The 24,493-nt window shown below is 60.6% G+C and carries 26 protein-coding genes and 1 riboswitch; of the genes, 21 read left to right on the top strand and 5 right to left on the bottom strand.

Annotation, left to right across the window (positions count from 1 at the left end):
- Positions 1 to 266: 266 nt before the first annotated feature.
- Positions 267 to 1,946: a putative bifunctional diguanylate cyclase/phosphodiesterase gene (locus tag BLU26_RS10675; protein WP_157719353.1), complete on the top strand. Its 1,680-nt coding sequence runs from the start codon at positions 267 to 269 to the stop codon at positions 1,944 to 1,946.
- A gap of 280 nt (positions 1,947 to 2,226) precedes the next feature.
- Here the strand turns inward: BLU26_RS10675 and BLU26_RS10670 are convergent, their stop codons facing one another.
- Both BLU26_RS10670 and BLU26_RS10665 read right to left on the bottom strand, forming a co-directional pair.
- On the bottom strand, positions 2,227 to 3,735 hold the full coding sequence (locus BLU26_RS10670) for a YifB family Mg chelatase-like AAA ATPase (protein WP_092286489.1): 1,509 nt from the start codon (positions 3,733 to 3,735) through the stop codon (positions 2,227 to 2,229).
- 59 nt (positions 3,736 to 3,794) lie between these two features.
- Positions 3,795 to 4,040, bottom strand: a complete 246-nt coding sequence (locus BLU26_RS10665) for an accessory factor UbiK family protein (RefSeq protein ID WP_092286487.1) — start codon at positions 4,038 to 4,040, stop codon at positions 3,795 to 3,797.
- A gap of 334 nt (positions 4,041 to 4,374) precedes the next feature.
- Here BLU26_RS10665 and BLU26_RS18585 point away from each other — a divergent pair, with 334 nt between their 5' ends.
- Genes BLU26_RS18585 through BLU26_RS10655 form a run of 3 tightly spaced genes read left to right on the top strand, consistent with a single transcriptional unit; the run spans position 4,375 to position 6,231 of the window.
- Positions 4,375 to 4,533, top strand: coding sequence for a hypothetical protein (locus tag BLU26_RS18585; protein WP_157719352.1), 159 nt, complete (start codon positions 4,375 to 4,377; stop codon positions 4,531 to 4,533).
- 56 nt (positions 4,534 to 4,589) lie between these two features.
- Positions 4,590 to 4,928 carry a P-II family nitrogen regulator gene (glnK, locus tag BLU26_RS10660; RefSeq protein WP_092286485.1) on the top strand — a complete coding sequence of 113 codons (339 nt, stop codon included), beginning with the start codon at positions 4,590 to 4,592 and terminating at the stop codon, positions 4,926 to 4,928.
- A 52-nt stretch (positions 4,929 to 4,980) separates the two neighbouring features.
- The gene (locus tag BLU26_RS10655) at positions 4,981 to 6,231 is read left to right on the top strand and encodes an ammonium transporter (RefSeq protein WP_092286482.1); all 1,251 of its coding nucleotides are present in this window, start codon (positions 4,981 to 4,983) and stop codon (positions 6,229 to 6,231) included.
- A 69-nt stretch (positions 6,232 to 6,300) separates the two neighbouring features.
- Here BLU26_RS10655 and BLU26_RS10650 read toward each other — a convergent pair whose 3' ends face one another.
- Both BLU26_RS10650 and BLU26_RS10645 read right to left on the bottom strand, forming a co-directional pair.
- On the bottom strand, positions 6,301 to 7,659 hold the full coding sequence (locus BLU26_RS10650; protein ID WP_172830657.1) for an ATP-binding protein: 1,359 nt from the start codon (positions 7,657 to 7,659) through the stop codon (positions 6,301 to 6,303).
- Positions 7,637 to 8,302, bottom strand: coding sequence for a response regulator transcription factor (locus tag BLU26_RS10645; RefSeq protein WP_092286478.1), 666 nt, complete (start codon positions 8,300 to 8,302; stop codon positions 7,637 to 7,639). Before BLU26_RS10645 ends, BLU26_RS10650 begins: the two co-directional genes overlap by 23 nt.
- 184 nt (positions 8,303 to 8,486) lie before the next feature.
- Between BLU26_RS10645 and BLU26_RS10640 the strand changes: the two genes are divergently transcribed.
- The 5 genes from BLU26_RS10640 to BLU26_RS10615 all read left to right on the top strand — a co-directional run bounded on the left by BLU26_RS10640 (position 8,487) and on the right by BLU26_RS10615 (position 12,977).
- Positions 8,487 to 9,023, top strand: coding sequence for a cupredoxin domain-containing protein (locus BLU26_RS10640; RefSeq protein WP_092286476.1), 537 nt, complete (start codon positions 8,487 to 8,489; stop codon positions 9,021 to 9,023).
- Between the two features lie 51 nt (positions 9,024 to 9,074).
- Positions 9,075 to 10,829, top strand: coding sequence for a copper resistance system multicopper oxidase (locus BLU26_RS10635; protein ID WP_231701929.1), 1,755 nt, complete (start codon positions 9,075 to 9,077; stop codon positions 10,827 to 10,829).
- The gene (locus BLU26_RS10630; protein ID WP_092286474.1) at positions 10,826 to 11,557 is read left to right on the top strand and encodes a copper resistance protein B; all 732 of its coding nucleotides are present in this window, start codon (positions 10,826 to 10,828) and stop codon (positions 11,555 to 11,557) included. The genes BLU26_RS10635 and BLU26_RS10630 overlap by 4 nt, the downstream gene beginning before the upstream one ends.
- A 155-nt stretch (positions 11,558 to 11,712) precedes the next feature.
- Positions 11,713 to 12,459 carry a MauE/DoxX family redox-associated membrane protein gene (locus BLU26_RS18580; protein WP_157719351.1) on the top strand — a complete coding sequence of 249 codons (747 nt, stop codon included), beginning with the start codon at positions 11,713 to 11,715 and terminating at the stop codon, positions 12,457 to 12,459.
- Positions 12,460 to 12,470: 11 nt separating this feature from the next.
- Positions 12,471 to 12,977, top strand: coding sequence for a DUF305 domain-containing protein (locus BLU26_RS10615; RefSeq protein ID WP_092286470.1), 507 nt, complete (start codon positions 12,471 to 12,473; stop codon positions 12,975 to 12,977).
- A gap of 40 nt (positions 12,978 to 13,017) precedes the next feature.
- On the opposite strand, the gene BLU26_RS10610 is transcribed toward BLU26_RS10615, so the two are convergent.
- Positions 13,018 to 14,640 carry an NAD(P)/FAD-dependent oxidoreductase gene (locus tag BLU26_RS10610; RefSeq protein ID WP_092286468.1) on the bottom strand — a complete coding sequence of 541 codons (1,623 nt, stop codon included), beginning with the start codon at positions 14,638 to 14,640 and terminating at the stop codon, positions 13,018 to 13,020.
- Between the two features lie 250 nt (positions 14,641 to 14,890).
- Here BLU26_RS10610 and BLU26_RS10605 point away from each other — a divergent pair, with 250 nt between their 5' ends.
- The 12 genes from BLU26_RS10605 to BLU26_RS10550 all read left to right on the top strand — a co-directional run bounded on the left by BLU26_RS10605 (position 14,891) and on the right by BLU26_RS10550 (position 24,488).
- Positions 14,891 to 15,352, top strand: a complete 462-nt coding sequence (locus BLU26_RS10605) for a hypothetical protein (RefSeq protein WP_092286466.1) — start codon at positions 14,891 to 14,893, stop codon at positions 15,350 to 15,352.
- 21 nt (positions 15,353 to 15,373) lie between these two features.
- On the top strand, positions 15,374 to 15,793 hold the full coding sequence (locus tag BLU26_RS10600) for a secondary thiamine-phosphate synthase enzyme YjbQ (RefSeq protein WP_092286464.1): 420 nt from the start codon (positions 15,374 to 15,376) through the stop codon (positions 15,791 to 15,793).
- A gap of 215 nt (positions 15,794 to 16,008) precedes the next feature.
- Positions 16,009 to 16,113, top strand: a riboswitch (guanidine-I (ykkC/yxkD leader).
- A 53-nt stretch (positions 16,114 to 16,166) separates the two neighbouring features.
- Entirely contained in the window at positions 16,167 to 17,174 is a 1,008-nt protein-coding gene (locus BLU26_RS10595; protein ID WP_092286462.1) for an ABC transporter substrate-binding protein, read from the top strand.
- Between the two features lie 54 nt (positions 17,175 to 17,228).
- Complete coding sequence (locus BLU26_RS10590) at positions 17,229 to 18,278, top strand: fatty acid desaturase family protein (RefSeq protein WP_092286460.1); 1,050 nt, start codon at positions 17,229 to 17,231, stop codon at positions 18,276 to 18,278.
- The gene (locus tag BLU26_RS10585) at positions 18,275 to 19,066 is read left to right on the top strand and encodes an SDR family NAD(P)-dependent oxidoreductase (protein ID WP_231701928.1); all 792 of its coding nucleotides are present in this window, start codon (positions 18,275 to 18,277) and stop codon (positions 19,064 to 19,066) included. The genes BLU26_RS10590 and BLU26_RS10585 overlap by 4 nt, the downstream gene beginning before the upstream one ends.
- Positions 19,066 to 19,821, top strand: a complete 756-nt coding sequence (locus tag BLU26_RS10580; protein WP_231701927.1) for an SDR family NAD(P)-dependent oxidoreductase — start codon at positions 19,066 to 19,068, stop codon at positions 19,819 to 19,821. Before BLU26_RS10585 ends, BLU26_RS10580 begins: the two co-directional genes overlap by 1 nt.
- On the top strand, positions 19,821 to 20,702 hold the full coding sequence (locus BLU26_RS10575) for a DMT family transporter (protein WP_092286454.1): 882 nt from the start codon (positions 19,821 to 19,823) through the stop codon (positions 20,700 to 20,702). Before BLU26_RS10580 ends, BLU26_RS10575 begins: the two co-directional genes overlap by 1 nt.
- Entirely contained in the window at positions 20,702 to 21,472 is a 771-nt protein-coding gene (locus BLU26_RS10570) for a creatininase (RefSeq protein WP_092286452.1), read from the top strand. Before BLU26_RS10575 ends, BLU26_RS10570 begins: the two co-directional genes overlap by 1 nt.
- A gap of 1 nt (position 21,473) precedes the next feature.
- Positions 21,474 to 22,121 (top strand): cysteine hydrolase family protein, encoded by a 648-nt coding sequence (locus BLU26_RS10565; protein WP_092286450.1) that lies wholly within the window; start codon positions 21,474 to 21,476, stop codon positions 22,119 to 22,121.
- Positions 22,118 to 22,900 carry an N-acyl homoserine lactonase family protein gene (locus tag BLU26_RS10560; protein ID WP_092286448.1) on the top strand — a complete coding sequence of 261 codons (783 nt, stop codon included), beginning with the start codon at positions 22,118 to 22,120 and terminating at the stop codon, positions 22,898 to 22,900. Before BLU26_RS10565 ends, BLU26_RS10560 begins: the two co-directional genes overlap by 4 nt.
- The gene (locus BLU26_RS10555) at positions 22,897 to 23,652 is read left to right on the top strand and encodes a hypothetical protein (RefSeq protein WP_092286445.1); all 756 of its coding nucleotides are present in this window, start codon (positions 22,897 to 22,899) and stop codon (positions 23,650 to 23,652) included. Before BLU26_RS10560 ends, BLU26_RS10555 begins: the two co-directional genes overlap by 4 nt.
- Complete coding sequence (locus tag BLU26_RS10550) at positions 23,649 to 24,488, top strand: ABC transporter permease (protein ID WP_092286443.1); 840 nt, start codon at positions 23,649 to 23,651, stop codon at positions 24,486 to 24,488. Before BLU26_RS10555 ends, BLU26_RS10550 begins: the two co-directional genes overlap by 4 nt.
- Positions 24,489 to 24,493: the final 5 nt, after the last annotated feature.

The following is a 24,493-nucleotide window of genomic DNA, read 5'->3' as shown; positions in this document are numbered from 1 at the left end:
AATGGCAAGAATTTCGCTATAACTGGCTTTATAAAAGCGTTGTATATAACTAAATTTAAAAGAAACTTATTGTTTGAGGCGTTCTGAATCTTTTGCGAACGGGCGCGACTAGTCGCCTGGCGTGAGCAAGACCCGAAATAAATCATATAGATAGCAATGGGTTGAGGTGGCGCTGACGATTGGGAGTCGGCGCCGATTGATTCGGAATTTGTTTTGATCCTTGGGGGATCGCTAAGTTGAGCGCGGATAGTCCAACGCAGCGAATAGTGCTACTTGATAGTGACCACGGCGCCTTTGTGCAGCTGTGCCGGCGGCTATCTGCCGTGAAAAGCAGCCTCTTTGTGCTCGAGCGTCAGGAAAGCTGGCACGCTCTGCAGACCGAGATCAATCGGGGTGAGGTGCAGGCCGTACTGGCACGTGCCGAAAACCTGGCGTTGCTGGCCGATTGTGGCGTACCGGTGATTCATCTCGCCAACGAGCCGGACTTTTCCGGTATTGGCAACGGCCGTCACGATACCCTCTGGGACCAATCCAGCAGCAGTGAAATCATCCGCTGTTTTCAGTATGCGATCGAGCGTCACCGGCTGCGCTCGGCGCTCGATCACGCCGCCAGCTATGACGCTCTGACCGGCACCTGCAACCGCCAGATGTTTCAGGATCGGCTCAAACAGGGCATGCGCCGTGCGCTGCGTACCAACCAGCCTCTGGCGGTGTTTTTCATCGACCTCGACAACTTCCGCCACGTTAACGACACACTGGGCCACAGCGCCGGCGATGACATCATCTGTGAGGTGGTTTCACGCCTGCGCAGCGTGCTGCGCAATACCGATACCATCGGCCGCATGGGCAGCGATGAATTTGCCCTGGTGATTGAGGACTACACCACGGCCAGCAATCTGCTGCAGATCGCGCAGAAAGTGACCAACGAAATGGCCGAGCCTTTTACCGTCAATCGCGAAGGGCTGCTGTTGGGCTGCAGTGTGGGTATTGCCACCTATCCCGAGGGTGGGCAGACGGTAGACAGCCTGTTGCTGCACGCGAATCTGGCGATGCTGCAGGCCAAGGGGCAGCGCGGCTGTAACTTCCATTTCTATGATGAGCGCATCAATCTGCAGGCGCACAGCCTGATCGAGTTTGAGTCGGCGCTACGACAGGCGCTGCGCCGCAGCGAGTTTGAGCTGCATTACCAGCCGCGCGTCGAGTTGAGTACCGGCAACATTGTCGGGCTGGAGGGGCTGATCCGCTGGCGCCATCCGGAGCGCGGTCTGCTCGGGCCGAACGAATTTATCCCGCTAGCGGAAGAGACCGGGCTGATTGTGCCCATGGGCTATTGGGTTATCGCACGGGCCTGTCACGACCTGGCGCGGCTGCAGAAAATGGGCACGCCGCCGGTGCATATCGCGGTCAATATGTCGTTCCGTCAGTTTCAGGACAGCCGCCTGTTGTCGACGGTCAAACGCTTGCTGGAGCGTACCGGCATTGATCCGCACTGGTTGGAGTTCGAGCTGACCGAAACCGCGGTCATGCAGCAGCCCGAGCAGGTGCTGATGACCATGGATGGCATGACCGGTCTGGGTGTGCGCTTCTCGCTGGACGACTTTGGTACGGGCTTTTCGTCCTTTGTTCACCTGCACAGCTTGCCGATCAATCTGCTGAAGATTGACCGCAGCTTCGTCAAGGGCATTGCCGAACGTACTGCCGACCGTCAGTTGGTGGGGGCGATGATCGATATGGGCCACAGCCTGGGACTGGAGGTGGTCGCGGAGGGCGTCGAGCAGCGTGAACAGCTTGAAGTGCTGCGCAGCCTTGGCTGTGAGCAGGTGCAGGGGTATTTCATCAGTCCGGCGTTGAGCTTCGATGAGCTGTGCTACTTCATGGATGCCTACAGCATGGGGCGAGATGAAGCCTTGAAGACCAGCAACAAGGTCTCGACGCTGATCAGCTGAGATACGTTGGCAGGGGTTGGTAATAGCGAGGCGACTATCGACTTTGCTGGCGCCATGCTATTCAAAACCGACGCCGCCCCGCTGGGTTCCACTATAGTGCAACTGGCGCACCCTGCCAGTGCCGCCTATCCCTTTTTCCCCGATGCTATGCCCGGTGGCCGAGCGCCTTCCTGCGCTGCGGGCATCGCTGCGGTAGTTATTTCGCAAGCGATGCTCACCTGCAGTGCAGGGTAATCGCGCCTGGCGGCAGACCAGCCGGGCCAGCAGGCGGCGCTCTGAGTCAGTGACCGGGCTGGCGATCGAGTTGGCGATACTGCAGCGCTTCGGCCAGGTGAGCGCGACTGATACGCGCCTCTCCGGCAAGATCCGCCAGCGTCCTGGCGACTTTCAGGCTGCGGTGGCTGGCCCGGCGAGACAGCCCGAGGCGGGTGATGGCTTGCTCCAACCAACCGGCGTCTGCATCTTCCAGGGCGCAGTGCTCGCGGATGCCATCCAGACCCAGATGCGCGTTGAGCCCCTGCTGACGGGCTGCCTGACGTTGCCGTGCTGCAAGAACCTGGGCAGCGGCAGTGAGGGTATCCGGTACCCCACGGCTGTGTTCGGCGCCCATTGAGAAGGGTTCGTTGTGCATCGCCAGGTGCAGGTCAATGCGGTCCAGCAGCGGGCCTGAGAGCTTGCTGCGGTAGCGCTGCACCTGTTCCGGGGTGCAGCGGCAGCGCGCGCTGGGGTCACCCTGAAAGCCGCACGGGCAGGGGTTCATGGCGGCGATCAACTGAAAGCGCGCAGGGAAGGTCAGTTGCTCGCGTGCGCGAGCAATATGAATGCAGCCCGACTCCAGCGGCTCGCGCAGCATCTCCAGTACCTTGCGGTCGAACTCGGGCAGCTCATCCAAGAAGAGTACGCCGTTGTGTGCCTGGCTGATCTCACCGGGGCGCGGCTGGCTGCCGCCGCCGACCAATGCTGCGGCTGACGCACCATGATGAGGCGCACGAAAGGGTCGACCCGGCCACGCGGTCAGGGGCGTGCGGTCGCATACCGATTGAATGGCTGCGACCTCCAGCGCCTCCTGCTCCTGCAGCGGCGGCAGTATGCCCGGGAGGCGGCTGGCGAGCAGGGTCTTGCCGGTACCGGGTGGGCCAAACAGCAACAGGTTGTGCCCGCCGCTGGCGGCGACGATGAGCGCCCGCTTGGCCTGCTGCTGTCCTTGCACATCTGCCAGTTCGGCCACCTTGGGCGCTGGACTTGGCGGCGGTGGGGCGAGGGCTGGCAGCGGTTGCTCGTTGCGCAGGTGCTCACACAGTGCCAGCAGGTGGTCGGCCGCGATCAGCTCGACGCCCTTTACCAGTGCGGCTTCGGCGGCGTTGGCGCGCGGCAGTATCAATGTGCGGCCTGCCTCGCGGCACGCCAGGGCAACCGGCAGCACGCCCTGCACCGGACGGAGTTCGCCGGACAGGGCCAGCTCGCCAATACATTCGCACTCGGCCAGCGCGTCGCCGGGTATCTGCCCGCTGGCGGCCAGCAGGCCCAGGGCGATGGCCAGGTCGAAGCGGCCGCCCTCTTTAGGCAGATCGGCGGGGGCAAGATTGATGGTGATGCGCTTGAGGCTGGGAAAGTCGAGCTGGGCGTTCTGCAGGGCACTGCGCACGCGGTCTTTGCTTTCGCGTACGGCGGTTTCCGGCAGGCCGACCAGGGTCAGGCTGGGCATGCCATTGGCCAGGTGTACTTCAACGCTGACAGGGGGAGCCTGAATGCCCAGGCGGGCGCGGCTGTGGACTATCGCCAGTGACATGATCACTCCTTGATCGTCAACGTGGTGTGCCTGATACAGCCGGAATCAGGCGCTTGGGATTATTGGTTTTGCTGTTCCATTTCGGCCACGCGCGCTTCAAGTGCTTCCAGACGCTCGCGGGTACGCAGCAGAACGGCCTGCTGGGTTTCGAACTCATCGCGGCTGACCACATCCAGCTTGCTGAGCGCGCTTTGCAACATCGCCTTGAGGTGCTTTTCAACATCCGGTGCGGGCAGGCCTTTTTCACTCATCAGCAGCTTGCTGGCCTGGCTGCTCACGGCGTCTATCACGAGTTTATGCAACATTCCGGCTACCTGCGGCAGTGGTTGACGTGCAGCGGGCTTGTGCCCGCGTTGGTCTCGCAGTGTAGCACCGAGTGCACGCAGATCGAAACGCGCGCCCTGATTGTGCGTTGATGGCGCGCACGCACCACAACTGCGCACTACACTGGTGCATAGGGACTGTTGTGGCTTGGTTATTTGATTGGTCGTATTTTTCAAGTGACTGTTTTTAAACAAAAAAACAAAACTGGCAGGCTTTCTGCAATGTGTCCCTCAGCTGACAGTCGAGGTATGCCTGATTCAGGGCACGCCTCAGTTTGCAGCCAGAACAGTGATGAATCACATCAGGAGCATAACAATGAAGCGTTTGACCCTGGCTATTTCGGCCATCGCTCCGAGCGCCACGGACCTGCTTTATGCCGATAGCGATATGGGCCCGGATGAAAGTACCGGCCTTGCGGGTGATTCTGACTACTGCGACAGCACTTTTGGATTGTCCGTTTCTAAAAGCCTCTAACTCGGCATAGACTTGTCCTGTCCCCCAGGGCAGTCCATTACCACGGGAGTATCAAAATGAAACTAGTAACGGCTGTAATCAAGCCCTTCAAACTGGACGACGTGCGCGAAGCCTTGTCCGAGATTGGCGTGCAGGGCATCACTGTGACTGAGGTCAAGGGTTTTGGCCGGCAGAAGGGTCACACCGAACTTTATCGCGGCGCGGAGTACGTTGTGGACTTCCTGCCCAAGGTAAAAATCGACGTAGCCATCGGCGACGACATGCTGGATCGCGTTATCGAGTCCATCACCAAGGCAGCCAACACCGGCAAGATCGGCGACGGCAAGATCTTCGTGGTCAACCTCGAGCAGGCCATCCGCATCCGTACCGGTGAAACCGATACCGACGCTATCTAAGAGCACGCTCTTTCACAGAATGCAGTAAACAAGCCTATATGGGGGGCTTAAAATGGAAGACATCGTACAAATCAAGTACGCACTTGATACATTCTACTTTCTGGTTTGCGGCGCGCTGGTCATGTGGATGGCAGCAGGTTTTGCCATGCTCGAAGCCGGTCTGGTTCGCGCCAAGAACACCACTGAAATCCTCACCAAGAACGTGGCCCTGTACGCTGTCGCGTGCACCATGTACCTGCTGATCGGTTACCACATCATGTATTCCAGCCCGGAAGGCGGCATCTTCCCGAGCTTTGGCGTACTGATCGGTGCTGAAAATACCGTTGAAGACGTCCTCGCTGGTGGCGATGATGCACCTTACTACTCGGTGGCATCGGACTTCTTCTTCCAGGTGGTCTTCGTCGCCACTGCCATGTCCATCGTTTCCGGTGCCGTGGCCGAGCGCATGAAGCTGTTCGCCTTCCTGGTGTTCGCCGTGATCATGACTGGCTTCATCTACCCGATCCAGGGCTTCTGGAAATGGGGCGGTGGCTTCCTGAACGAAGCGGGCTTCCTGGACTTTGCCGGTTCCGGCGTGGTTCACCTGACCGGTGCGACTGCGGCTCTGGCTGGTGTTCTGCTGCTGGGCGCTCGTAAGGGCAAGTATGGTTCCAACGGTCAGATCAGCGCCATCCCTGGTGCCAACCTGCCGCTGGCTACCCTGGGTATGTTCATCCTCTGGCTGGGCTGGTTCGGCTTCAACGGTGGTTCGCAGTTGGTGGTGTCCAACATCTCCGATGCCAACGCGGTTGCGCAAATCTTCCTGAACACCAACGCTGCTGCTGCTGGTGGTCTGATTGCCGGTCTGGTGGTTGCACGCATCCTGTTCGGCAAGGCTGACCTGACCATGGCGCTGAACGGCGCACTGGCTGGCCTGGTTGCCATCACTGCCGAGCCGCTGACCCCCGGTGGTCTGCAGGCGACGCTGATCGGTGCGGTGGGTGGTGTGATCGTAGTCTTCTCTGTCCTGGCTCTGGACAAACTGAAGATCGACGATCCGGTCGGTGCCATCTCCGTTCACGGTGTGGTCGGTATCTGGGGTCTGCTGGCTGTCTGCCTGACCAACGGCGACGCTTCTCTGAAAGCGCAGTTGCTGGGCATCGTAGTCATCTTCCTCTGGGTATTCATCTCCAGCCTGATCGTGTGGAGCATCATCAAACTGGTGATGGGCCTGCGCGTCAGCGAAGAAGAAGAGTACGAAGGCGTCGATATCTCCGAGTGCGGTATGGAAGCCTATCCGGAGTTCACCAGCAGCAAGAAGTAAGCTGACTGGCACTACCGGAAATAACAAAGAGGGCGCCCAGTGGGCGCCCTTTTTGTTTGCGGTCCCAGCTCAGGGCCGACAAGGCAAGCGAATGCGGGCTAGCAAGCCGCCCTGCGCGCTGCGTGCAAAGCTCAGGGTTGCGCCATAGCGTGCGGCGATATCGCGGACGATGGCCAAACCGATGCCGTGGCCGGGCATTTGCTGATCCAGCCGCATGCCGCGGGTACCCAATTGCTCGAGCTGATCTTCGGCTACGCCGGCCCCGTCGTCCGCCACCGCAATCTCGAATGTCTGTGCATCCTGGCGCAGCTGCACCCGTACCTGGGAATGCGCCCACTTGCCCGCGTTGTCGATCAGATTGCCGAGCAGTTCGTTGAGATCCTGCTCCTCTATCGGCCAGCTTTGGCTTTCATCGCCCTGGATGTCCAGCTCGAAGTGCTTGTGCGGGTGCAGGCGACCGATCATCCACAGCATCTCGCGTGTCTGGTTTACTGCCTTGGCGGTTTTGCCGAGTTGCGGGCCGGCGGTGCGGGTGCAGCGCATGGCGCTATCGAGTTGACGGTTGATCTCGGCCAGCTTGCTGACGATCTGCAGGCGTATCTCGGCGGTCATGGGGGCCTTGCTGTTGTTCATCATCTGGGTGATGGCAGCGATGGGGGTTTTCACGCTATGCGAGAGGTTGGCATGCGCCTGACGCGAGTGCTCCAGCCGCTGATCCAGCGTGTCCAGCAACTGGTTGAGCTGCTGAATGAGCTTTTGGAATTCTGCCGGCACCTGGTCGTCTAGCCGTGAGCGGCTGCCTTGCCGGAGTTGCTGCAGTTGGTAGCGTAGCTGCGTGGTGGGGCGCAGGGCCAGGTGCACGGCCAGCAGGATCATGCCGATCAGCACTAGTAGCAGCGCGATCGCGACTATGGCTGTCCACAGGTGCAGTTTATGTTCGCCAGCCTTGAGGACGCTCACGTCCTCAGCCACCACGATAACCAGTGGCCGCCCGTCCAGTTGGGTGCTGATGCGGTAGGCGAGAAACTGGCTTCTCGCCGTGTGTGCAGGTAGCTGTGCACTGAGCGTTTGCAGGCCGGGCTGGGTTTGTTCCAGCCAGGGCTGCAACTGGAGCCGCCATTGGGGATGCGAGAACAGCTCGCTGTCAGCCAGGCGGACGGCATACAAATGGTGCGCCCCGGTGCTCTGGCTCGCCTGTTGCCAGATGCGTTGGCGTGCCTCGCCGCTGCTGGCGCTGCGCAGGTGCTGTTCCATGAAGGCGGCTTCCTGTTGCAACCGCTCGCGCACGAAGTCCTGCGCCATGCGTTCGAGCAATACGCCGTGCAGAAACCAGGCAACACCCATAAACACGGCGGCGAAGGGTAGCAACCAGCACAGCAGGGTGGTGCGAATCGAGCGTCCGGGCTTACTCCTGGGCAGTAAAGACATAGCCTTGGCCTCGCTGGGTTTGAATTGCATGGCGGCCAATCAACAGACGCAGCCGGCGGATATAGGCTTCTATGGTGTTCAGGCTGGGCTCGGCGTCGAGGTTGTAGAGTTGCTCCAGCAGATCTTCCTTGGAGAACAGCCGGTTCGGACGGCTCATGAAGCAGCGCAGTAAGCGAAACTCGGTGCCGGTCAAGCCATGCCATTGTCCGTCGGGCGTGCAGACGCGTTGGCGCTCTTCGTCAAGGCGATAGCGGCCAGCCTCGATGACGTTAGCGGTGCGGCCTTCACTGCGCCTGATCAGCGCGTGCAGCCGAGCCAGCAGTTCTTCCCAGTGAAACGGCTTTGCCAGGTAGTCGTCGGCGCCGGCCTTGAGACCGTTGACCTTGTCCTGCCAACCGTCGCGGGCAGTCAGTAATAGGACCGGCATTTCACAGCCGCCCTGCCGCCAGTGCTGCATGACCTCCAATCCATTGCCATCGGGCAGGCCAATATCGACCACGGCGACGCGGTAGCTTTCCTGCAACCCCAGCTGCGTGGCTGTCCGGGCTGAGTCGCTGGTGTCTACCGCGAAGCCAGCCTGTGCCAGGCTCTGGCGCAAGCTGCTTTGCAGCAAGGGGTCATCTTCTACCAACAGCAGCCGCATGGGGTGCCTCTCTTTTCAGATGTATTCAGTCAGGATTCAGTTTCGCGCGCCATGCTGAGCGCCTGATCACGGACCAGCAGGCTGTGAGAGTGCATCGGCAACCCGGGTGGTTGTCAATTCAAAGCGATTTTTTGTGAGTGCCCGGAAGCGTGTGCATTCGCTTGTGAAGTAGAGGTGGAAGGTTATGAAGAAAACGCTGTTATCGGTAACCGCAGGGCTCCTGGCATTGCTGGTTGTTTCTGGCGTGAAGGCCTCCGTGGGGCATGATCAACACGCTGCTGCGGCGCCAATAGGCCAGCCAGGCAAGGCCTCCGAAGTGACGCGAACGATTGCGATCAGCATGCACGATAACTACTTCGAACCGGAAAGCCTCAGCGTCAGCGACGGAGAAACAGTGCGCTTTGAGATTACCAATCAGGGCGCCCTGGTACACGAGTTCAATATTGGTACCGCCGAGATGCACGAGCGGCATCAGGCAGAAATGCTGATGATGGTGCAGCACGGTGTGCTGAAAGGCGACAAGCTGGATCGCAGCATGATGGAGATGGATATGGGCAACGGCCAGACCATGAAACATGACGATCCGAACAGTGTGTTGCTGGAGCCCGGTGAGCAGAGCGAGATTATCTGGACATTCGCTAAAGCGGCCGATCTGCAGTTTGCCTGCAATGTGCCAGGCCACTATCAGGCGGGCATGCAGGGTGAGATTAGCGTGCAGTGAGCAGAGGGGTTGGATCAGTGGGTGGAACCAATGGCTGAGGTATAGACGCGGATGTATATAAATGTGATGCGGCAGATGCTGCTACTGGTATTGCTTGCGCCGATGATGGCGCTGGGCGGTGAATACGCGCTGACGGTTGATCGGGTGATGATCGACGTCGGCAGTTTCCAAAAACCGGGCATCGGTTACAACGGCGCCTCGCCGGGGCCAGTGTTGCGGTTTAAAGAGGGCGAAGAGGTCGTTATCAAGGTAACCAATAACCTGGACGAAATGACTTCGATTCACTGGCACGGCCTGGTTCTGCCGTTTCAGATGGACGGTGTGCCCGGCATCAGCTATCCCGGCATTGAACCGGGCGAGACCTTTACCTATCGCTTTGCGATCAAGCAGTCAGGGACCTACTGGTTCCACAGTCACTCCGGGTTTCAGGAGCCGGACGGGGCCTACGGCGCCATCGTCATCGAGCCGCAGGGTCGTGAACCTTATCGGTATGACCGCGACTACGTGGTGCAACTCACCGACAAGCACCCGCATTCGGGCGATCGCATCATGCGCAATTTGAAGATGATGCCTGATTACTACAATCGCCAGCAGCAGACTGTCGCCAGTTTTTGGGCCGACAGCAAGCGTGATGGTATTGCCGCGACGCTGAATGATCAGCTCATGTGGGGGCAGATGCGCATGATGGCGGCTGATGTGGAAGATGTGCAGGGCTTCACCGGGCTGATCAACGGCAAAGGCCCGGAGCAGAACTGGACCGGATTGTTCAACCCCGGTGAGCGGGTGCGCCTGCGGCTGATCAACTCCTCGGCCATGACCTACTTCGATGTGCGGCTCCCAGGCTTGAAAATGACGGTGGTGCAGGCCGATGGCAATAACGTACAGCCGGTCACGGTGGATGAGTTGCGTATTGGTGTTGCCGAGACCTATGACGTGATCGTTCAGCCCAAGGACGACCGCGCCTACACCCTGTTTGCCGAATCCATGGGTCGCTCGGGCTTTGCTCGCGGCACCTTGGCGCCGCGCGAAGGCATGCAGGGCGAGATGCCGGAGCTGCGCCCGGCACCGCTGCTGACCATGGCTGATATGGGCATGGCGCATGCGGGTATGGATCACAGCGGCATGAACAACGGTGACATGGCCGGTATGGATCACGGCGACATGAACCACAGCGACATGAGTGGCATGGGTCATTCGAAGATGGACATGTCGGGTATGCAGGGCATGGATCATTCGAAGATGGACATGTCAGGTATGGCTGGGATGGATCACGCCAAGATGGCGATGGATGAAGCAGCGCTGCCTGCCGATCCCTTCTACGCCTCCGGCAGCGGCTTGATTCCGAGTGCCTACAACGATGGTAAGTTTCTGTCGTACGCCGACCTGCGGGCTCAAAAACCCTTATACGCCGACCGCGAACCCACACGCGAAATCGAACTGCGCCTAACGGGCAATATGGAGCGCTATATCTGGTCGATCAACGGCGTCAAGGAGGCGGATGCTGAGCCCATACGGTTGCAGTATGGCGAGCGGGTACGCTTTAAATTCGTCAACGAAACCATGATGACTCACCCCATGCACCTGCACGGCATGTGGTCGATTCTGGACGTGGGTGCGGATAAGTGGAACCCGGTCAAGCATGTGGTCAGTGTGGCGCCGGGCACTACCGTCTACATGGAGACGGAAGTGGATGCGCCGGGTAAATGGGCGTTCCACTGTCACCTGTCTTACCACGCGGCGGCGGGCATGTTCCGCACCGTGATTGTAGAAGGTGGGCCGGCCACAGCAGCAGGAGGTGCGCAATGAGGAAAGTCATTTTTGCGCTGGCAACTGGCTTGCTGCCAGCCGTGCCTGTGCAGGCGATGGAAGCGCAAATGAAGCATTCGATGCACAGCGGCTATTTCTATGGCGTGCAGGTCGAGGAATTGGAGTACCGCGCAGGTGATCGCGGCGAGGAGCTGGGTTACTGGAGTGCCGATGCCTTTTACGGCACTGACGATCTCAAGCTTCGCTGGATCACTGAAGGAGAGTATGACTTCCAGGAAGAGGTTTACGAGACGCTGGAAAATCAATTGGCATTGCAGGTTCCGGTTTCCACCTTCTTTGATGCCAAGGCTGGGCTGCGCTTTGACACGCCCGATGGGCAGAATCGGCAGTACGCTTTTGTCGGGCTGGCTGGTCTGGCGCCCTATTGGGTTGAGATGGATAGCAATCTGTATGTCAGCGATCGGGGCGACCTGTCGATGGACCTGGATGCCGAATATGAAATCCTGCTGAGCAATCGTCTGATATTAACGCCCTCCGCTGAGCTCGACGCGGCCTTTTCGGATGACGAAGAGGTTGGTGTAGGGGCCGGGCTGAGCAGCATGGAGCTGGGCCTGCGCTTGAGTTACGACCTGATAGACCGCAGCGTTTCGCCCTACGTTGGTGTGGTCTATGAACGCAGTTTCGGGCGCACTGCAGATTTTGCCGCTGAACATGGCGAGCCTGATCAGGCTTGGTTTGCAGTGGCTGGCGTGCGCCTGATGTTCTAGCTGGCGGCGGAACAGGGCAGGAGCAATGTAGGTCGGAATAACCAAGACGCGCCGCTATCGGCGTATTGATTGACCAGTAATGCTCCTGTTAGCCGTCCGGCTGATAACGCCAGCGGTAACTGCAGTTTTAGTAACGGATAAAGCGAGGTGAGGTGATGACGGATCAACAACGCGAAGCAACACTCTATCGCATGGTAATGAAAAACCATCTCTGCCCCTTTGGGCTGAAATCTCTCGACCTGCTCAAGCGCGAAGGTTTTCAGGTGGAAGATCATTGGCTGACAAGTCGCGAAGAAACCGATGCTTTCAAGCACAAGCACGATGTTGATACCACGCCGCAAACTTTTATCGATAACCAGCGCGTAGGGGGTTATGACGATTTGCGCCGCTATTTTGGCAAGTCGGTAAAGGATCCGGATGCAGTGACCTACCAACCGGTAATTGCGGTCTTCGCCACAGCGGCGCTAATGGCGCTGGGGTTCAGTTTTGCTGCGCTGGGCACTGTGTTTAGTGTGCGCGCCCTGGAGTGGTTTGTTGCCATTTCCATGTGTGTGCTGGCGATACTCAAGCTGCGTGACCTGGAAAGCTTCTCGAATATGTTTCTAGGGTACGACCTGTTGGCGCAACGCTGGGTGCGATATGCCTATCTGTACCCCTTCGGTGAGGCGCTTGCCGGCATATTGATGATCGCCGGGGCGATGCTCTGGCTGGCCATTCCGCTGGCGATGATCATAGGCACTATTGGCGCTGTATCGGTATTCAAAGCGGTTTATGTGGATAAGCGCGAACTCAAGTGCGCTTGTGTCGGTGGCGACAGCAATGTACCCCTTGGCTTTATTTCGCTTACCGAGAATCTGATGATGGTCGGTATGGCTATCTGGATGTTGGTAAAAACCATCTGATAGGAGGAAGTATGTCTTACCGCATGTTCTTCAGCATGATAGCTACATCAACCATCGTGATGTTCGGTCTGATGTATCTCAACACGTACGCCGTGGAGCACGTTACTTTCAGTCAGACGCGCGCCTGGATGGCCTTGCTGATGGGCGCGACCATGGGTGTGGTGATGATGCTATTCATGTGGAAAATGTACGCGAACAAGCTTTTGAATAGCGTGATCCTGGGCGTATCGCTGCTTATTTTTGCGGGGTCTCTTTGGTTGGTGCGCAGCCAGCAGACGGTTGATGATGTGAGTTATATGAGCGCGATGATTCCACACCATTCCATTGCGATCATGACCAGCGAGCGTGCCCGTATTCGCGACCCGCGCGTGCGCGAGTTGGCCGACGGCATCATCAAAGCCCAAGTGCGGGAAATTGCTGAGATGAAGGCTTTGATAGCTGAGTTAAAAGCGCAACCGGTACCTGAAAGTGCGCCAGTCCTGCCAACTTACCGACAGCACGGCGAAGCGCATCCTTGATTTCGCCGCACAGATAAAGTCTTAAATGAACTTGCTGGTATTACACGCTCTTTAAATCCGCCAGCATCGCGGTGGCCAGTGCCTCTGCCACCTTGATGCCGTCGACGCCTGCCGAGAGAATGCCGCCGGCATAGCCAGCCCCTTCACCGGCGGGGTAGAGGCCACGCGTGTTGAGGCTCTGCAGCGAGAGATTGTCGCGCTTGATGCGCACGGGCGATGAGGTACGAGTTTCGATCCCGGTGAGTACCGCATCATGCCGGTCGAAGCCGCGAATCTGTTTGCCAAAGGCCGGCAAAGCTTCGCGGATGGCATCAATCGCATAGGCAGGCAGCGCTTGCGCCAGGTCGCCCAGCAGCACGCCCGGTTGATAGGATGGCTGCACTTCACCGAGGGTGCTGGAGGCCTTGCCGCGGATAAAGTCGCCAACCAGCTGGCCGGGCGCGCAGTAGTCGCTGCCGCCCAGCTCATAGGCACGAGACTCCAGTTTCTCCTGCAGCTCAACGCCAGCCAGCGGGCTGCCGGGGAAGTCCTGCTCGGGATGAATGCCCACCACAATGCCGGCATTGGCATTGCGCTCGTTGCGCGAATATTGGCTCATGCCGTTGGTCACTACGCGGCCTGGCTCTGAGGTCGCGGCTACCACCATGCCGCCCGGGCACATGCAGAAGCTGTACACCGCCCGGCCGTTTTTGGCGTGGTGTACCAGCTTGTAATCAGCCGCGCCCAGCTCCGGATGGCCGGCGTATTTGCCGAGCCGCGCCTGGTCGATCAGCGATTGCGGGTGTTCGATACGAAAGCCGACGGCGAAGGGTTTGGCCTCAACATAGACGCCACGCTGGTGTAGCGTGCGGAAGGTATCGCGCGCGCTGTGGCCCAGCGCGAGCACCACATAACGGCTGCGTAACTCTTCACCGCTGCTCAGCTGCACGCCTTCGATGCGACCGTCGTTGATGATGAAATCGGTAACGCGGCTATCAAATCTTACTTCGCCACCCAGTGCCTTGATTTCTTCGCGCATGCTCGACACTACGCCGGTGAGGCGAAAGGTGCCGATGTGTGGCTTGCTGACGAACATGATTTCCTCTGGCGCGCCGGCGCGGACAAACTCCTGCATGACCTTGCGACCATAGAACTTGGGGTCCTTGATCTGGCTGTAGAGTTTGCCGTCAGAGAATAGGCCCGCGCCGCCTTCACCAAACTGCACGTTGGATTCGGGTGACAACACCTTGTTGCGCCATAGCGCCCAGGTGTCCTTGGTACGGCTGCGCACGTCTCGCCCGCGCTCCAGCACTATGGGCTTGAAGCCCATCTGCGCCAGGGTGAGTGCGGCGAACAGGCCGCAGGGGCCAAAGCCGATGATCAGCGGGCGCTCAGTCAGCCCCTCGGGTGCCTGGGCAACCGGATAGTACGCGGTGTCCGGCGCGGGTCGCACGTTGCGGTCCTCGGCAAAGCGCTTGAGCACTGGCGCTTCGTCGGCCAGCGTGGCATCAATGATGTAGACAAAGGTGATTTCGCTGTTCTTCTTGCGCGCGTCGTAGCTGCGCTTGAATACGCTGAAAGCCAGCAACTGGGCATCGCTGATTTTCAGGCGCGCCACAATGGCCGTACGCAAGGCATCGGCGGGGTGGTCGAGGGGCAATTGCAGTTCGTTTATGCGGATCATGCTGGGGGTCCTGGCCGGTGACTCCGGCAGAGGTAATATCAGGGAGGCGGCATTTTCGGCTGCAGCCGCAGGCGGCGTAGTTTACCTTTGGTGTAACAGGCTGTCATGCGCGGCGCACCGCCGACAGCGGCAGTCGGTGGCCCGGCTGCAACCCCAGGTTACAGCTCGTACTGAACTTGCCTGCCACGCTGGGGCCAAAAAATCAGGTAAACAATCAGGGCGCAACGCTTGCGCACCAGCAGGAGGCTTGATGAAAGCGGAAACCTATCGTGAGTTGATTGAATGGACGCAGCATATGCACGGGCAGCTCGCCAAGTGCATGGAGGCCGGTGCGGTGTCGGGCGAAACCACGGAGCGCATGCGCTGGTTGCTGCAATACCTGGCGGATCACGAGCGCTGTATGCAGCAAATGGTGGCGCGCTTTGAGCAGCAGGCCGACATCAATGTGCTCGATAGTTGGGTGTACGACCATTTCACCGATAACCCGCGCACGCGCACGCTGGATTTGGAAGTGAGTTTTGCCGGCCTGGACTACGACGCCATCTGCACACGGGTATTCGATCTGCACAACGATGCGCTCGACTTGTACCGTTATCTCGAAGGCCGCGCGGAGACGGCTGGCGGCCGCGAGTTGATGCAGGATTTGCTGGCCATGGAACAGCACGAAACCCTGCGCCTGGCCGAGCAGGCGCAGCGCGCGCAGGAAATGTAAAAAGGGGAGTGAGAGGCCAGTATGTGGCTACAAAAACGCATCAACCTTAAGGCGCGCTCGCGCGGGTTTCATCTGATTGATCAGGAAATACTCGCAGCGCTGCCCGAACTCGGCTCGGTGCGGGTGGGGTTGTTGCATCTGTGGCTGCAGCACACCTCTGCCTCGCTGACGGTGAACGAGAACGCTGATCCGCTGGTGCGTGAAGACTTTGAGGCTTTTTTCCGGCGTGCGGTCGCGGATGACACCCCTTACTTCAAACACACCTATGAAGGTCCGGACGACATGACCGCGCATATCAAGTCGAGCCTGCTGGGTGTGCAGTTGAGCATCCCGGTGAGCGACGGTCGCCTGGCCATGGGCACCTGGCAGGGCATCTATCTGGGCGAGCACCGTGTGCATGCCGGCGGTCGCCATCTGCTGGCCACTCTGCAGGGCGAGTAAGCGCACCGCAATGGTGTGACTGGCTCCGTGGTTGGGCACGCAATTGCGTTTTGCCCCACCCATGGTCTGCTTCCAGGTTGCGTCTTTTTTCTCTAACGCCCTGAAATAAAATGCCTTTTTAGTGTTTTTGGCGTGCTGGCACCAAGAATGCATTGATTACCTGTGAAACGGGATGAGTCGTCACTGACTCATGACGCATCACACATTGGAGTAGTACTTAGGCGAACTAGGGTTCCGGCCTGTTTTACAGGTGACTGGTCCGAGAGTTTTCCGGTTCTCAAGGAATGAGAGCTACACGGCGGGATAAAAGCCCGGGAGATCGTCATGACGACGTCGCCCCGTGCCTTTTTTTCACTGTGTAGGAGTTGTACCCATGACCGCCCCACGTTTCAGCTTTCTCCGCAAGACCCTGGCTGGCGCCAGTCTGGCTGCCGCTGCCGTGCTGTCTCCTGTTGCTGCGCAAGCGGCCGACTCCATGACCATAGGCACTGTGGTCTGGGCCGGTTACGGTCCCTTCTATGTGGCAGACAAACTTGATCTCTACGACCAGTTTGGTCTCGACGTCGAACTGCAATTCTTCAACGACCCGGCGTTGCTGCCCTCGGCCATGGCTGGCGGTGCGGTTGACGGCGCCATGCTGACCTACGACCAAGTGGTCGGCTCGGTCGCCAAGGGGCTGAAGCACCGCGTGGTTATGCCGATCGACTTTTCCAACGGCGGTGATGCCATTGTTGCGGACAAGTCCATCGCCACGGTTGCCGATTTCAAAGGCAAGCAGGTGGGCTACAACCCGCTGTCACCGTCCGACTTCCTGCTCGCTTACGCGCTGCAGGTCAATGACATGACCGAGAAGGACATCCAGGCAGTCAACATGACGCCGGAGGGCATTCCCAGCGCCATGGCGTCCGGCAGCCTGCCGGTTGGTGTGACCTATGAGCCCAACGTTTCGCAGATTCTCGGCATGGCCGGCGGCGACAAATTCCACGTGGTCTATTCCTCCAAGGATGCACCGGGTCTGATCACCGACGTGCTGGCCTTTGATGAAAAAATGATCAAGGCCGAGCCCGACGCCATCAGCGCGATGATCAAGGGCTATCAGGCCGGCCTGGAGTACATGCAGGCCCACCCTGACGAGTCGGCGGAGATCATCGGCAAGGTGCTGGGTGTCAGCGGTGCCGAAGCCATGGAGCAGATGGAAGGCGTCTACAACATCCCGCTGGACGAGATGAGCAAGAACTTCATCGAGTCGGCAGAGACCACCTCCTTCTATGGTAGCGGCGCGGTGATTGCCGACCTGCTGGTGAAGAACAAGCAGATCCCGGCGGTACCGGACTTTGCCGACACCTTTGATGCCAGCTTCGTACAGGCTTTGACCGAGTAATCAACCGGGCAGGTGCCGAGCGCCTGCCCAATGCACTGTATTCCGGGAGGAAGCATGTCCGCATCCCAAACCAAATCCAAGCCCGCATCCAAGCCGTTGTACCGCTATGCCGATGGCCGGGTGTGGAACACCCTGGCGATGGCCTACAGCCTGGGCGGTTACGCTACCGGCATCGCCTTGCTGCTGACACCACACTGGGCTGCCAAGCTGGCGGGCCTGTTGCTGGTGGCGCACACGATGATTATCGGCGCTTACCTGGTTCACGAATTTGCCCATGGCACCATTTTCAGCAAGCCGGCGCACAACGCGCGGGCGGGCGAGATTTTCAGCTGGATGACAGGCGGCTGTTACGCCGACTTCCAGGACCTGCGGCGCAAACACATGCGCCACCATGTAGACCGTGCGGACGTTATCACCTTTGACAACAAGGCATTCCTCAACAGCCTGCCCGCCTGGGTGCGCAAGCTGGTACTGGCACTGGAATGGGCCTACATCCCAGCGGTCGAGCTGATCATGCATTTTTACGTAGTGTTGCTGCCCTTCATCAGTCGGAGCGAGAAGCACCGTGCCCGTCGCGGCAAGGTGCTGACGGTACTGCTGATTCGCGCGGCGCTGTTTGCCGTACTCGGCTGGCTTTCGTTCAGCGCACTGGTGCTGTACTGCGTTGCCTGGCTGATCATGGTCACGGTGCTGCGCTTCGCCGATGCCTACCAACACACCTACGACGCCTTCGCGGTGCTGGAAGACGACGGCAAGATCCCGGCCGACAAGCTGCGCGACCGCGCTTACGAGCAAACCAATACCTTCAGCAACGTGGTGTCGCTGCGCTGGCCGGCGCTGAACCTGCTGTTGCTGAATTTCTCTTACCACAACGCGCACCACGAGAAACCGGTGGCGCCCTGGTATCGCCTGCCAAAGATGCACACCGAGCTGTACGGCGACGCCTACCGTCAGGTAGTGCCCATGAGCGAGCTGCTCAGCAGCTTCCATCGCCATCGCATGCGCCGGGTGCTGAGCGACGACTACGGCGAGTTTGTTGATGGTCCCAAGCGTGCCGAGAATTTCTACGGTGCGGTGGGCGTGTCTTTCCTGACGGCGGTATGAGCATGCAGACCCTCGATTATCACGGTTGCACGGTCGTCATAAGCGGCGCTGCCAGCGGCATCGGTCGTGCCTTGGCCGAGGCCTTTGCCGCCCAGGGCGCGCAACTGGAGTTGCTGGATCGCAACGGTATAACACTCGCCGCGGTCGTCGAGGCACTGAGTACGACGACTGAAGTACAAGGTACCGCGATCGATCTGAACGATGATGCTGCCGTCAGCGAGTACGCGCAGGTATTGGCTGGTCGCTGTGCCCAGGTGCAGGTACTGATCAACAACGCCGGTATGGAGCAGCCCACGCCGTTACTGGACGACAGCGCTGACGCCAACCGCCGCTGGCAAGTGCAGCTGGACAACAACGTGGTGTCGATGTGGCGCCTGACGCGGGCCTTGCTGCCACTGCTCGGTGAGGGCAGCAGCGTGATCAACCAGTCGTCTATCTGGGGACTGAGTGCGGTGGCGGGATTCTCCGCGTACGTAGCCAGCAAGCATGCGGTGATCGGCCTGACCCGTTCATTGGCCTGGGAGCTGGGCGCCCAACGCATTCGGGTGAATGCCGTGTGCCCCGGCTGGATTGCTACCGATGCGGCAATGGCTTCGCTGCGTAGCATCGCGGCGGACAATGGCCGCAGCAAGCAGGCTGAGCTGCAGCACATTCTCTCTGCCCAGGCGATCCCTGAGCTGCTCACACCGGCGGACCTGGCTGGCACTTTTCTGTTTCTCGGCTCGCCCGCCGCTGCCGCGATGACCGGCCAGGCACTGGTGGTCAGCCGCGGTGAGGTAATGCACTGATGATGAAATTTGCACTCGAGGGTCAGCGCGTGCTGGCCACTGGCGCCGCGACCGGCATCGGTCGTGCCTGCGCGCTGATGCTGGCCGAGCAGGGCGCCGAAGTTTGGATCAACCATCTGGGGCAGGCGGATGCCAGCGCCGCGCTGGTCGATCAGATCGGCGCTGCCGGGGGCCGCGCCACGGCAATCGAAGCTGACGTGAGCGACCCCGATGCGGTGGCTGAAATGTTCGCTTGCATCACCGCCACCGGGCCGCTGGACGGGCTGGTCAACAACGCCGGCATCATCCAGGAACAGAGCTTTCTGGACACCTCGGAAGAGGATTGGCGGCGGATCATGGCGGTCGATCTGGATGGCGTTTATCGCTGTTGCCGATACGCGCTGGAAAGCATGAGCGGGGCTGGTCGCGGCGCCATCGTCAATATCGCCTCGGAACTGGGCCAGCTGGGCCGCGAGAACTACGTCGCCTACTGCACCGCCAAGGCCGGCGTGATCGGCATGACCAAGTCGCTGGCGCGCGAGTTCGCCCCGCACATTAGGGTCAACGGCGTGGCGCCGGGGCCGGTGGATACCGCCATGGTGTCGCTGGAGCACATGAGCGAAGAATGGATTGCCAAGGAGCTGGCGATTCCCGCCGGGCGTCTGGGGCGCCCCGAGGAAATCGCCGCCGCGGTGTGTTTTCTGCTGTCGCCGGCAGCGAGTTTCTTCACCGGCCAGATGCTTGGTGCCAACGGCGGCGCCTGGATGGGTGGCTGATGCTGCGACCGGAATGGGTGCTGATCCTGGCGACCATTCTCTGGGGCACCAGCTGGTTGCCGCTGCAGGCGTTTGCCGCGCAGGGCATCAGCGGCATGCCCATGGTGCTGGTGAGTTACGGCCTGATCGCACTCTTTGCCCTGCCGCTGCTGTACTGGCAGCGCGCCGCCTGGTGGCAACAGCGCTGGGGTGTGTTGGGCATAGTGCTTTTCGGCGGCTGGGCGAATGCGGCTTTGTTGTCATCACTGTCGCTGGGCGAGGATCTGGTGCGGGTGATGCTGCTGTTTTATCTGGCGCCGGTGTGGGGTGTCCTCGGTGGCTGGTTGCTGCTGCGCGAGCGGCTGACCGCGCTGCGCTTGGCAGCACTGCTGCTGGCCCTGGCCGGCATCGGCCTGACGCTGGGCGTCAATGCGCAGACCTTCGCCAGCCTGACCGCAATAGACTGGCTGGCGCTGAGCGCGGGGCTGGGTTTTGCGTTGAACAACCTGGCGACCCGCGCGGCGGATCGGGTGCCGATGCTGAGCAAGACGGTCGCCGCTTTTGTCGGCAGCAGCCTGTTCGCCGGCGCCGCCTGCCTGCTGTTGGCGCAGGGCGTACCCACGCTGGCGCCGTCGACCTGGTTGTGGATCGCGCTGTTCGCGGTGGCTTGGCTGCTTCTCGCGACGCTGGGCGCGCAATACGGCGTGACCCACCTGGAAGCCAGCCGCGCCGCCGTGCTGGTGGTATTCGAATTGATTGCTGCCGTGCTGTCGGTGGCCTGGTTTAACGATGAAGCGCTCGCCCCGCGCACCTGGCTGGGTGCCGGCATGGTCACCCTGGCGGCGGTGATGGCCGGCTGGCCGGAGCGCGCGCCCAAGCAACTGACGAGGAGTATGCCCTGATGGCACGTGTCTATATGGATCAGATCAGCTGGGTCGAATACCAGCAACGGGTCGAGCAGGGTGCGGTGGTACTCCTGCCCTGTGGCGCGACCGAACAGCATGGCCCGCATCTGCCGCTGGGTACCGATGCACTGCTGTCGACCGCATTGAGTGCCGATGTGGCCGCGCAGATCGATGGCATCGTTGCCCCGGCGCTGGCCTACGGCTACAAGTCGCAGCCCAAGTGTGGCGGCGGCCAGCATTTCTGCGGCACCACCAGCCTCGACGGCGCCACCCTGATCGCGCTGGTACAGGATGCGGTGCGCGAGTTTGCCCGCCATGGCGTCAAGCGTCTGGTACTGGTGCTGGGTCACTACGAGAACACCTGGTTTGTCACCGAGGGTATTCAACTGGCGCTGCGCGAACTCGGGCCCGGCTGCGAGCTGGAAGTCATGCGTCTTGAGCACTGGGACTTCTGCCGCAAAGATACCCTGGACGACATCTTCCCCGACGGCTTCCCCGGTTTTGCGCTGGAGCATGCCGCGGTGATCGAAACCTCGCTGATGCTGCACTACCTGCCGCATCTGGTCAGCCTCGACAAGATCCCGAGCGACCCGCCCGCCGACTTTCCGCCCTACGACATGTACCCGACCCGCACCGAGTGGGTGCCGCCATCCGGGGTGCTGTCGTCGGCGCTGGGTTCGACCGCCGAGAAGGGCGCGCGCATGGCCGACGACATCGTCACCGGCATCACCGCCGCCGTGCGTCACGAATTCAAACTGGAGGCCTGAGATGCTGGCGCTGGAGCCCTCACGCACCGCGTTGCTGCTGATCGACATGCAGCGCGACTTCTGCGCCCCCGGCGGCTATGCCGACCAGGCCGGGCTGGATATCGCCTGTCTGCGCGCGCCGATTCCGGCCCAGCAGCGGTTGCTGGCAGCGGCTCGGACAGCGGGCATGCTGGTGGTGCATACCCGCGAGGGGCACCGCACGGATCTGTCTGACCTGGCGGATTGGAAGCGTATCCGCGCCGAACGCAGCGGCGCGCCGATTGGTGCCTCTGGCCCGCTGGGCCGGTTGCTGGTACGTGGTGAATACGGCCATGACTTGATCGACGAGCTGCAGCCGCAGGCGGGTGAACCGGTGATCGATAAACCAGGCTACTGCGCCTTTGCCGCCACTGATCTGGAACTGATCCTGCGCAGCCGCGGGATCGACACGCTGATCATCACCGGGGTGACCACCGAAGTCTGCGTCAGCTCGACCCTGCGCAGCGCCATTGACCGCGGCTTCAATTGCCTGACCGTGAGCGATGCCTGCGCCTCCGCGCACCCCGAGTTGCACGCCGCAGCGCTGGCGATGATTGGCGTCGAGGGCGGCATCTTCGGCGAGGTCTGTGACAGTGCGGCGCTGCTCAGCGCCCTGCGGGAGGCAGCATGACCCAGGTGCAGAAGCTCTGGCCGTTGTTGACCGCCACCCATCACTACGACAAGTCGATCTCGACCCGTGGCCGTGGCCACGGGGTGCAGATCGAGGCGCCGATTCTGGCCTTCCTGATCGAAACCAAACAGGGTCGGGTGTTGTTCGACGTGGGTTGTGACTACAACAAACTAAGCGATCCTGCGCTGCGCGCGCGCTGGTACGACCCGGTGGAGTTTCCCATGGGGCCGCCGCAGATGAGTGAAGAGCAGCGGCTCGAAGCCCATCTGGCGAAGCTCGGGCTGACCTGCAAAGACATCGACATGGTGTTTCTCAGCCACCTGCACTTTGATCACGCCGGTGGTCTGTGCGACGTTTGCGGCGCCGAGGTGCATGTACACGAAGACGAACTGCACGCCGCCCGCGAGCCGGCCGATGACGCCTACTTCGCCGACGACTTTGCCGGCAACGTGCGCTGGCGCCTGCAGCAGGACGAGTACGACCTGCTGTCTGGTCTGCGGGCGATCAACACGCCGGGCCACACTGCCGGGCACATGTCGCTGATGATCGAGTTACCGACCGGCGCGCCGGTGATCCTCACCGGTGATGCCGCCGACCTGACCGAAAACCTCGACGATGAAATCGCCCCCGGACTGTGCTGGCGCGACCGCGAGGACATGGCGCTGGACAGTATTCGCAAACTCAAGCGCATTGCCGGTGAGACCGGTGCCGAGCTTTGGCCGAACCACGACATGGCGTTCTGGCGCACCCTCAAACGCTTCCCGGAGTATCACCAATGAACACTGTTCCTGAGGCTTACCACGGTGTCTGGCAACGCACATTGCTGCGACTTGCCGACGGCAGCGAAGACACCACTACCCGGGTGTTCTGGTTGCAGAGCGCGCATCTGCACAGTGACCTGCGCATCCCCGACCCCGCGCCCAAGCTGCCGCTGGAGCGCGCACGCCTGGCGGGTTTTGCCGGGCTGACCCAGGCTACCGAGCAACGCTGCCAATGGCACCGTGCGATCGACTTCCATCCCGACAGCGGTGCTGACATCGGCAATATGGCCTTCGTCAGCAGTGAAGAAGTGCATGAAACCGCACTGGACGGCAGTTACCTGGAAGTCTGGCAGCGCCTACCGGACTCGATAGGCCCGGTGGCGGAAAGTTGGCTGCACAGTGCCGACGGCTCTGGGCGCCGTGCCTGCCTGCTGCGCGCCGGTGACTACTTCATGTTTGCGGCTGATCGTCCGCTGCGTCTGAGTACACGGCGCTCGCTGCTGCAGTATCTGCACGACAGCAGCCGTGATGCCGAGCTGCTGCTGAGCTGTGAGCTGACCTTCGGGCGCATTCAGGGCGGCGAGTTGCCCTGGCACATTCTCTACAGCACGCTGCCGGCTGCCACTGGCAGCCTGTTCTCGGTGCCCGCCGATGCGCAGCAGTGGTCTGAGCTGCCGGTCGCCTGGTTGGGTATTCATCCGCCGGAAAATGGTTGGCGTCGCGCTCCCTTGCCGCGCCTGCAGGCTTTGATCAAGGAGACGCTGGTATGAACGCACCCGCCCCATTGCCTGAAACCCGACCCACGGCTGTGCGAAAACCGCGCGCGCGTTGGTGGGCGGTACGCGGGTCGCTGTCACCGCGCACCGCCGGGCTGCTGACCGCCGCCGGGCTGGCCGCCCCGTTTTTGATCTGGTGGCTGTACACGGCACTGGGGTTGAACGACCCGCTGTTCATGCCAGGGCCGGGGGCGGTGGCAGAACGTACCTGGAACTGGTGGCAGGAGGACGGCCTCTGGGGCGACATCACCATCAGCGTCTACCGGGTGATGGCTGGCTTTTTGATTTCGGCGCTGATCGCCTTGCCGCTCGGTCTCTATCTGGGTACTTACAAGCCGGTACAGGCGACCCTTGAGCCGCTGATCGACTTTATTCGTTATATGCCGGCGGTCGCCTTTATTCCGCTGGTGATGCTCTGGGTGGGAATCGGCGAAGGCTCCAAGATTCTGATCATCTTTATCGGCACCTTCTTTCAGATGGTGCTGATGGCCGCTGAGGATATTCGCCGCGTACCCATGGCGCAGATCGAAGCGGCGCAAACCATGGGCGCGAGTCGCAGTGAAATCATCCGGTTGGTGGTCTTGCCGTCGGCCCGTCCGGCGCTGCTTGATACTCTGCGCATCACCTGCGGCTGGGCCTGGACCTATCTGGTGGTGGCGGAGCTGGTGGCCTCCAACTCCGGCCTGGGTTACGCGATTCTGCGCGCCCAGCGTTACATGCACACCGACAAGATTTTCGCCGGCATCCTGCTGATCGGTTTGATCGGCCTGTTGACCGACCAGGCGTTCCGCTGGCTCGGTCGCCGAGCCTTCCATTGGCAGAAGAGGTAACCGTG

It is taken from the genome of Halopseudomonas sabulinigri, from assembly GCF_900105255.1.
In the GTDB taxonomy this organism is placed as follows: Bacteria; Pseudomonadota; Gammaproteobacteria; order Pseudomonadales; family Pseudomonadaceae; genus Halopseudomonas; species Halopseudomonas sabulinigri.
This window is presented reverse-complemented; position numbering and strand designations above follow the sequence as displayed.

Bases quoted from the DNA above. Each gene is read 5' to 3' on its own strand.
- BLU26_RS10570 (WP_092286452.1), top strand. From the start codon at position 20,702: ATGGCACGTGTCTATATGGATCAGATCAGCTGGGTCGAATACCAGCAA.
- BLU26_RS10595 (WP_092286462.1), top strand. From the start codon at position 16,167: ATGACCGCCCCACGTTTCAGCTTTCTCCGCAAGACCCTGGCTGGCGCC.
- BLU26_RS10560 (WP_092286448.1), top strand. From the start codon at position 22,118: ATGACCCAGGTGCAGAAGCTCTGGCCGTTGTTGACCGCCACCCATCAC.
- BLU26_RS10645 (WP_092286478.1), bottom strand. From the start codon at position 8,302: ATGCGGCTGCTGTTGGTAGAAGATGACCCCTTGCTGCAAAGCAGCTTG.
- BLU26_RS10665 (WP_092286487.1), bottom strand. From the start codon at position 4,040: ATGTTGCATAAACTCGTGATAGACGCCGTGAGCAGCCAGGCCAGCAAG.
- BLU26_RS10555 (WP_092286445.1), top strand. From the start codon at position 22,897: ATGAACACTGTTCCTGAGGCTTACCACGGTGTCTGGCAACGCACATTG.
- BLU26_RS10600 (WP_092286464.1), top strand. From the start codon at position 15,374: ATGTGGCTACAAAAACGCATCAACCTTAAGGCGCGCTCGCGCGGGTTT.
- BLU26_RS10580 (WP_231701927.1), top strand. From the start codon at position 19,066: ATGATGAAATTTGCACTCGAGGGTCAGCGCGTGCTGGCCACTGGCGCC.
- BLU26_RS18585 (WP_157719352.1), top strand. From the start codon at position 4,375: ATGAAGCGTTTGACCCTGGCTATTTCGGCCATCGCTCCGAGCGCCACG.
- BLU26_RS10585 (WP_231701928.1), top strand. From the start codon at position 18,275: ATGAGCATGCAGACCCTCGATTATCACGGTTGCACGGTCGTCATAAGC.
- BLU26_RS10605 (WP_092286466.1), top strand. From the start codon at position 14,891: ATGAAAGCGGAAACCTATCGTGAGTTGATTGAATGGACGCAGCATATG.
- BLU26_RS10635 (WP_231701929.1), top strand. From the start codon at position 9,075: ATGTATATAAATGTGATGCGGCAGATGCTGCTACTGGTATTGCTTGCG.
- BLU26_RS10565 (WP_092286450.1), top strand. From the start codon at position 21,474: ATGCTGGCGCTGGAGCCCTCACGCACCGCGTTGCTGCTGATCGACATG.
- BLU26_RS10590 (WP_092286460.1), top strand. From the start codon at position 17,229: ATGTCCGCATCCCAAACCAAATCCAAGCCCGCATCCAAGCCGTTGTAC.
- glnK (WP_092286485.1), top strand. From the start codon at position 4,590: ATGAAACTAGTAACGGCTGTAATCAAGCCCTTCAAACTGGACGACGTG.
- BLU26_RS10630 (WP_092286474.1), top strand. From the start codon at position 10,826: ATGAGGAAAGTCATTTTTGCGCTGGCAACTGGCTTGCTGCCAGCCGTG.
- BLU26_RS10610 (WP_092286468.1), bottom strand. From the start codon at position 14,640: ATGATCCGCATAAACGAACTGCAATTGCCCCTCGACCACCCCGCCGAT.
- BLU26_RS10615 (WP_092286470.1), top strand. From the start codon at position 12,471: ATGTCTTACCGCATGTTCTTCAGCATGATAGCTACATCAACCATCGTG.
- BLU26_RS10650 (WP_172830657.1), bottom strand. From the start codon at position 7,659: ATGTCTTTACTGCCCAGGAGTAAGCCCGGACGCTCGATTCGCACCACC.
- BLU26_RS10670 (WP_092286489.1), bottom strand. From the start codon at position 3,735: ATGTCACTGGCGATAGTCCACAGCCGCGCCCGCCTGGGCATTCAGGCT.
- BLU26_RS10550 (WP_092286443.1), top strand. From the start codon at position 23,649: ATGAACGCACCCGCCCCATTGCCTGAAACCCGACCCACGGCTGTGCGA.
- BLU26_RS18580 (WP_157719351.1), top strand. From the start codon at position 11,713: ATGACGGATCAACAACGCGAAGCAACACTCTATCGCATGGTAATGAAA.
- BLU26_RS10655 (WP_092286482.1), top strand. From the start codon at position 4,981: ATGGAAGACATCGTACAAATCAAGTACGCACTTGATACATTCTACTTT.
- BLU26_RS10640 (WP_092286476.1), top strand. From the start codon at position 8,487: ATGAAGAAAACGCTGTTATCGGTAACCGCAGGGCTCCTGGCATTGCTG.
- BLU26_RS10575 (WP_092286454.1), top strand. From the start codon at position 19,821: ATGCTGCGACCGGAATGGGTGCTGATCCTGGCGACCATTCTCTGGGGC.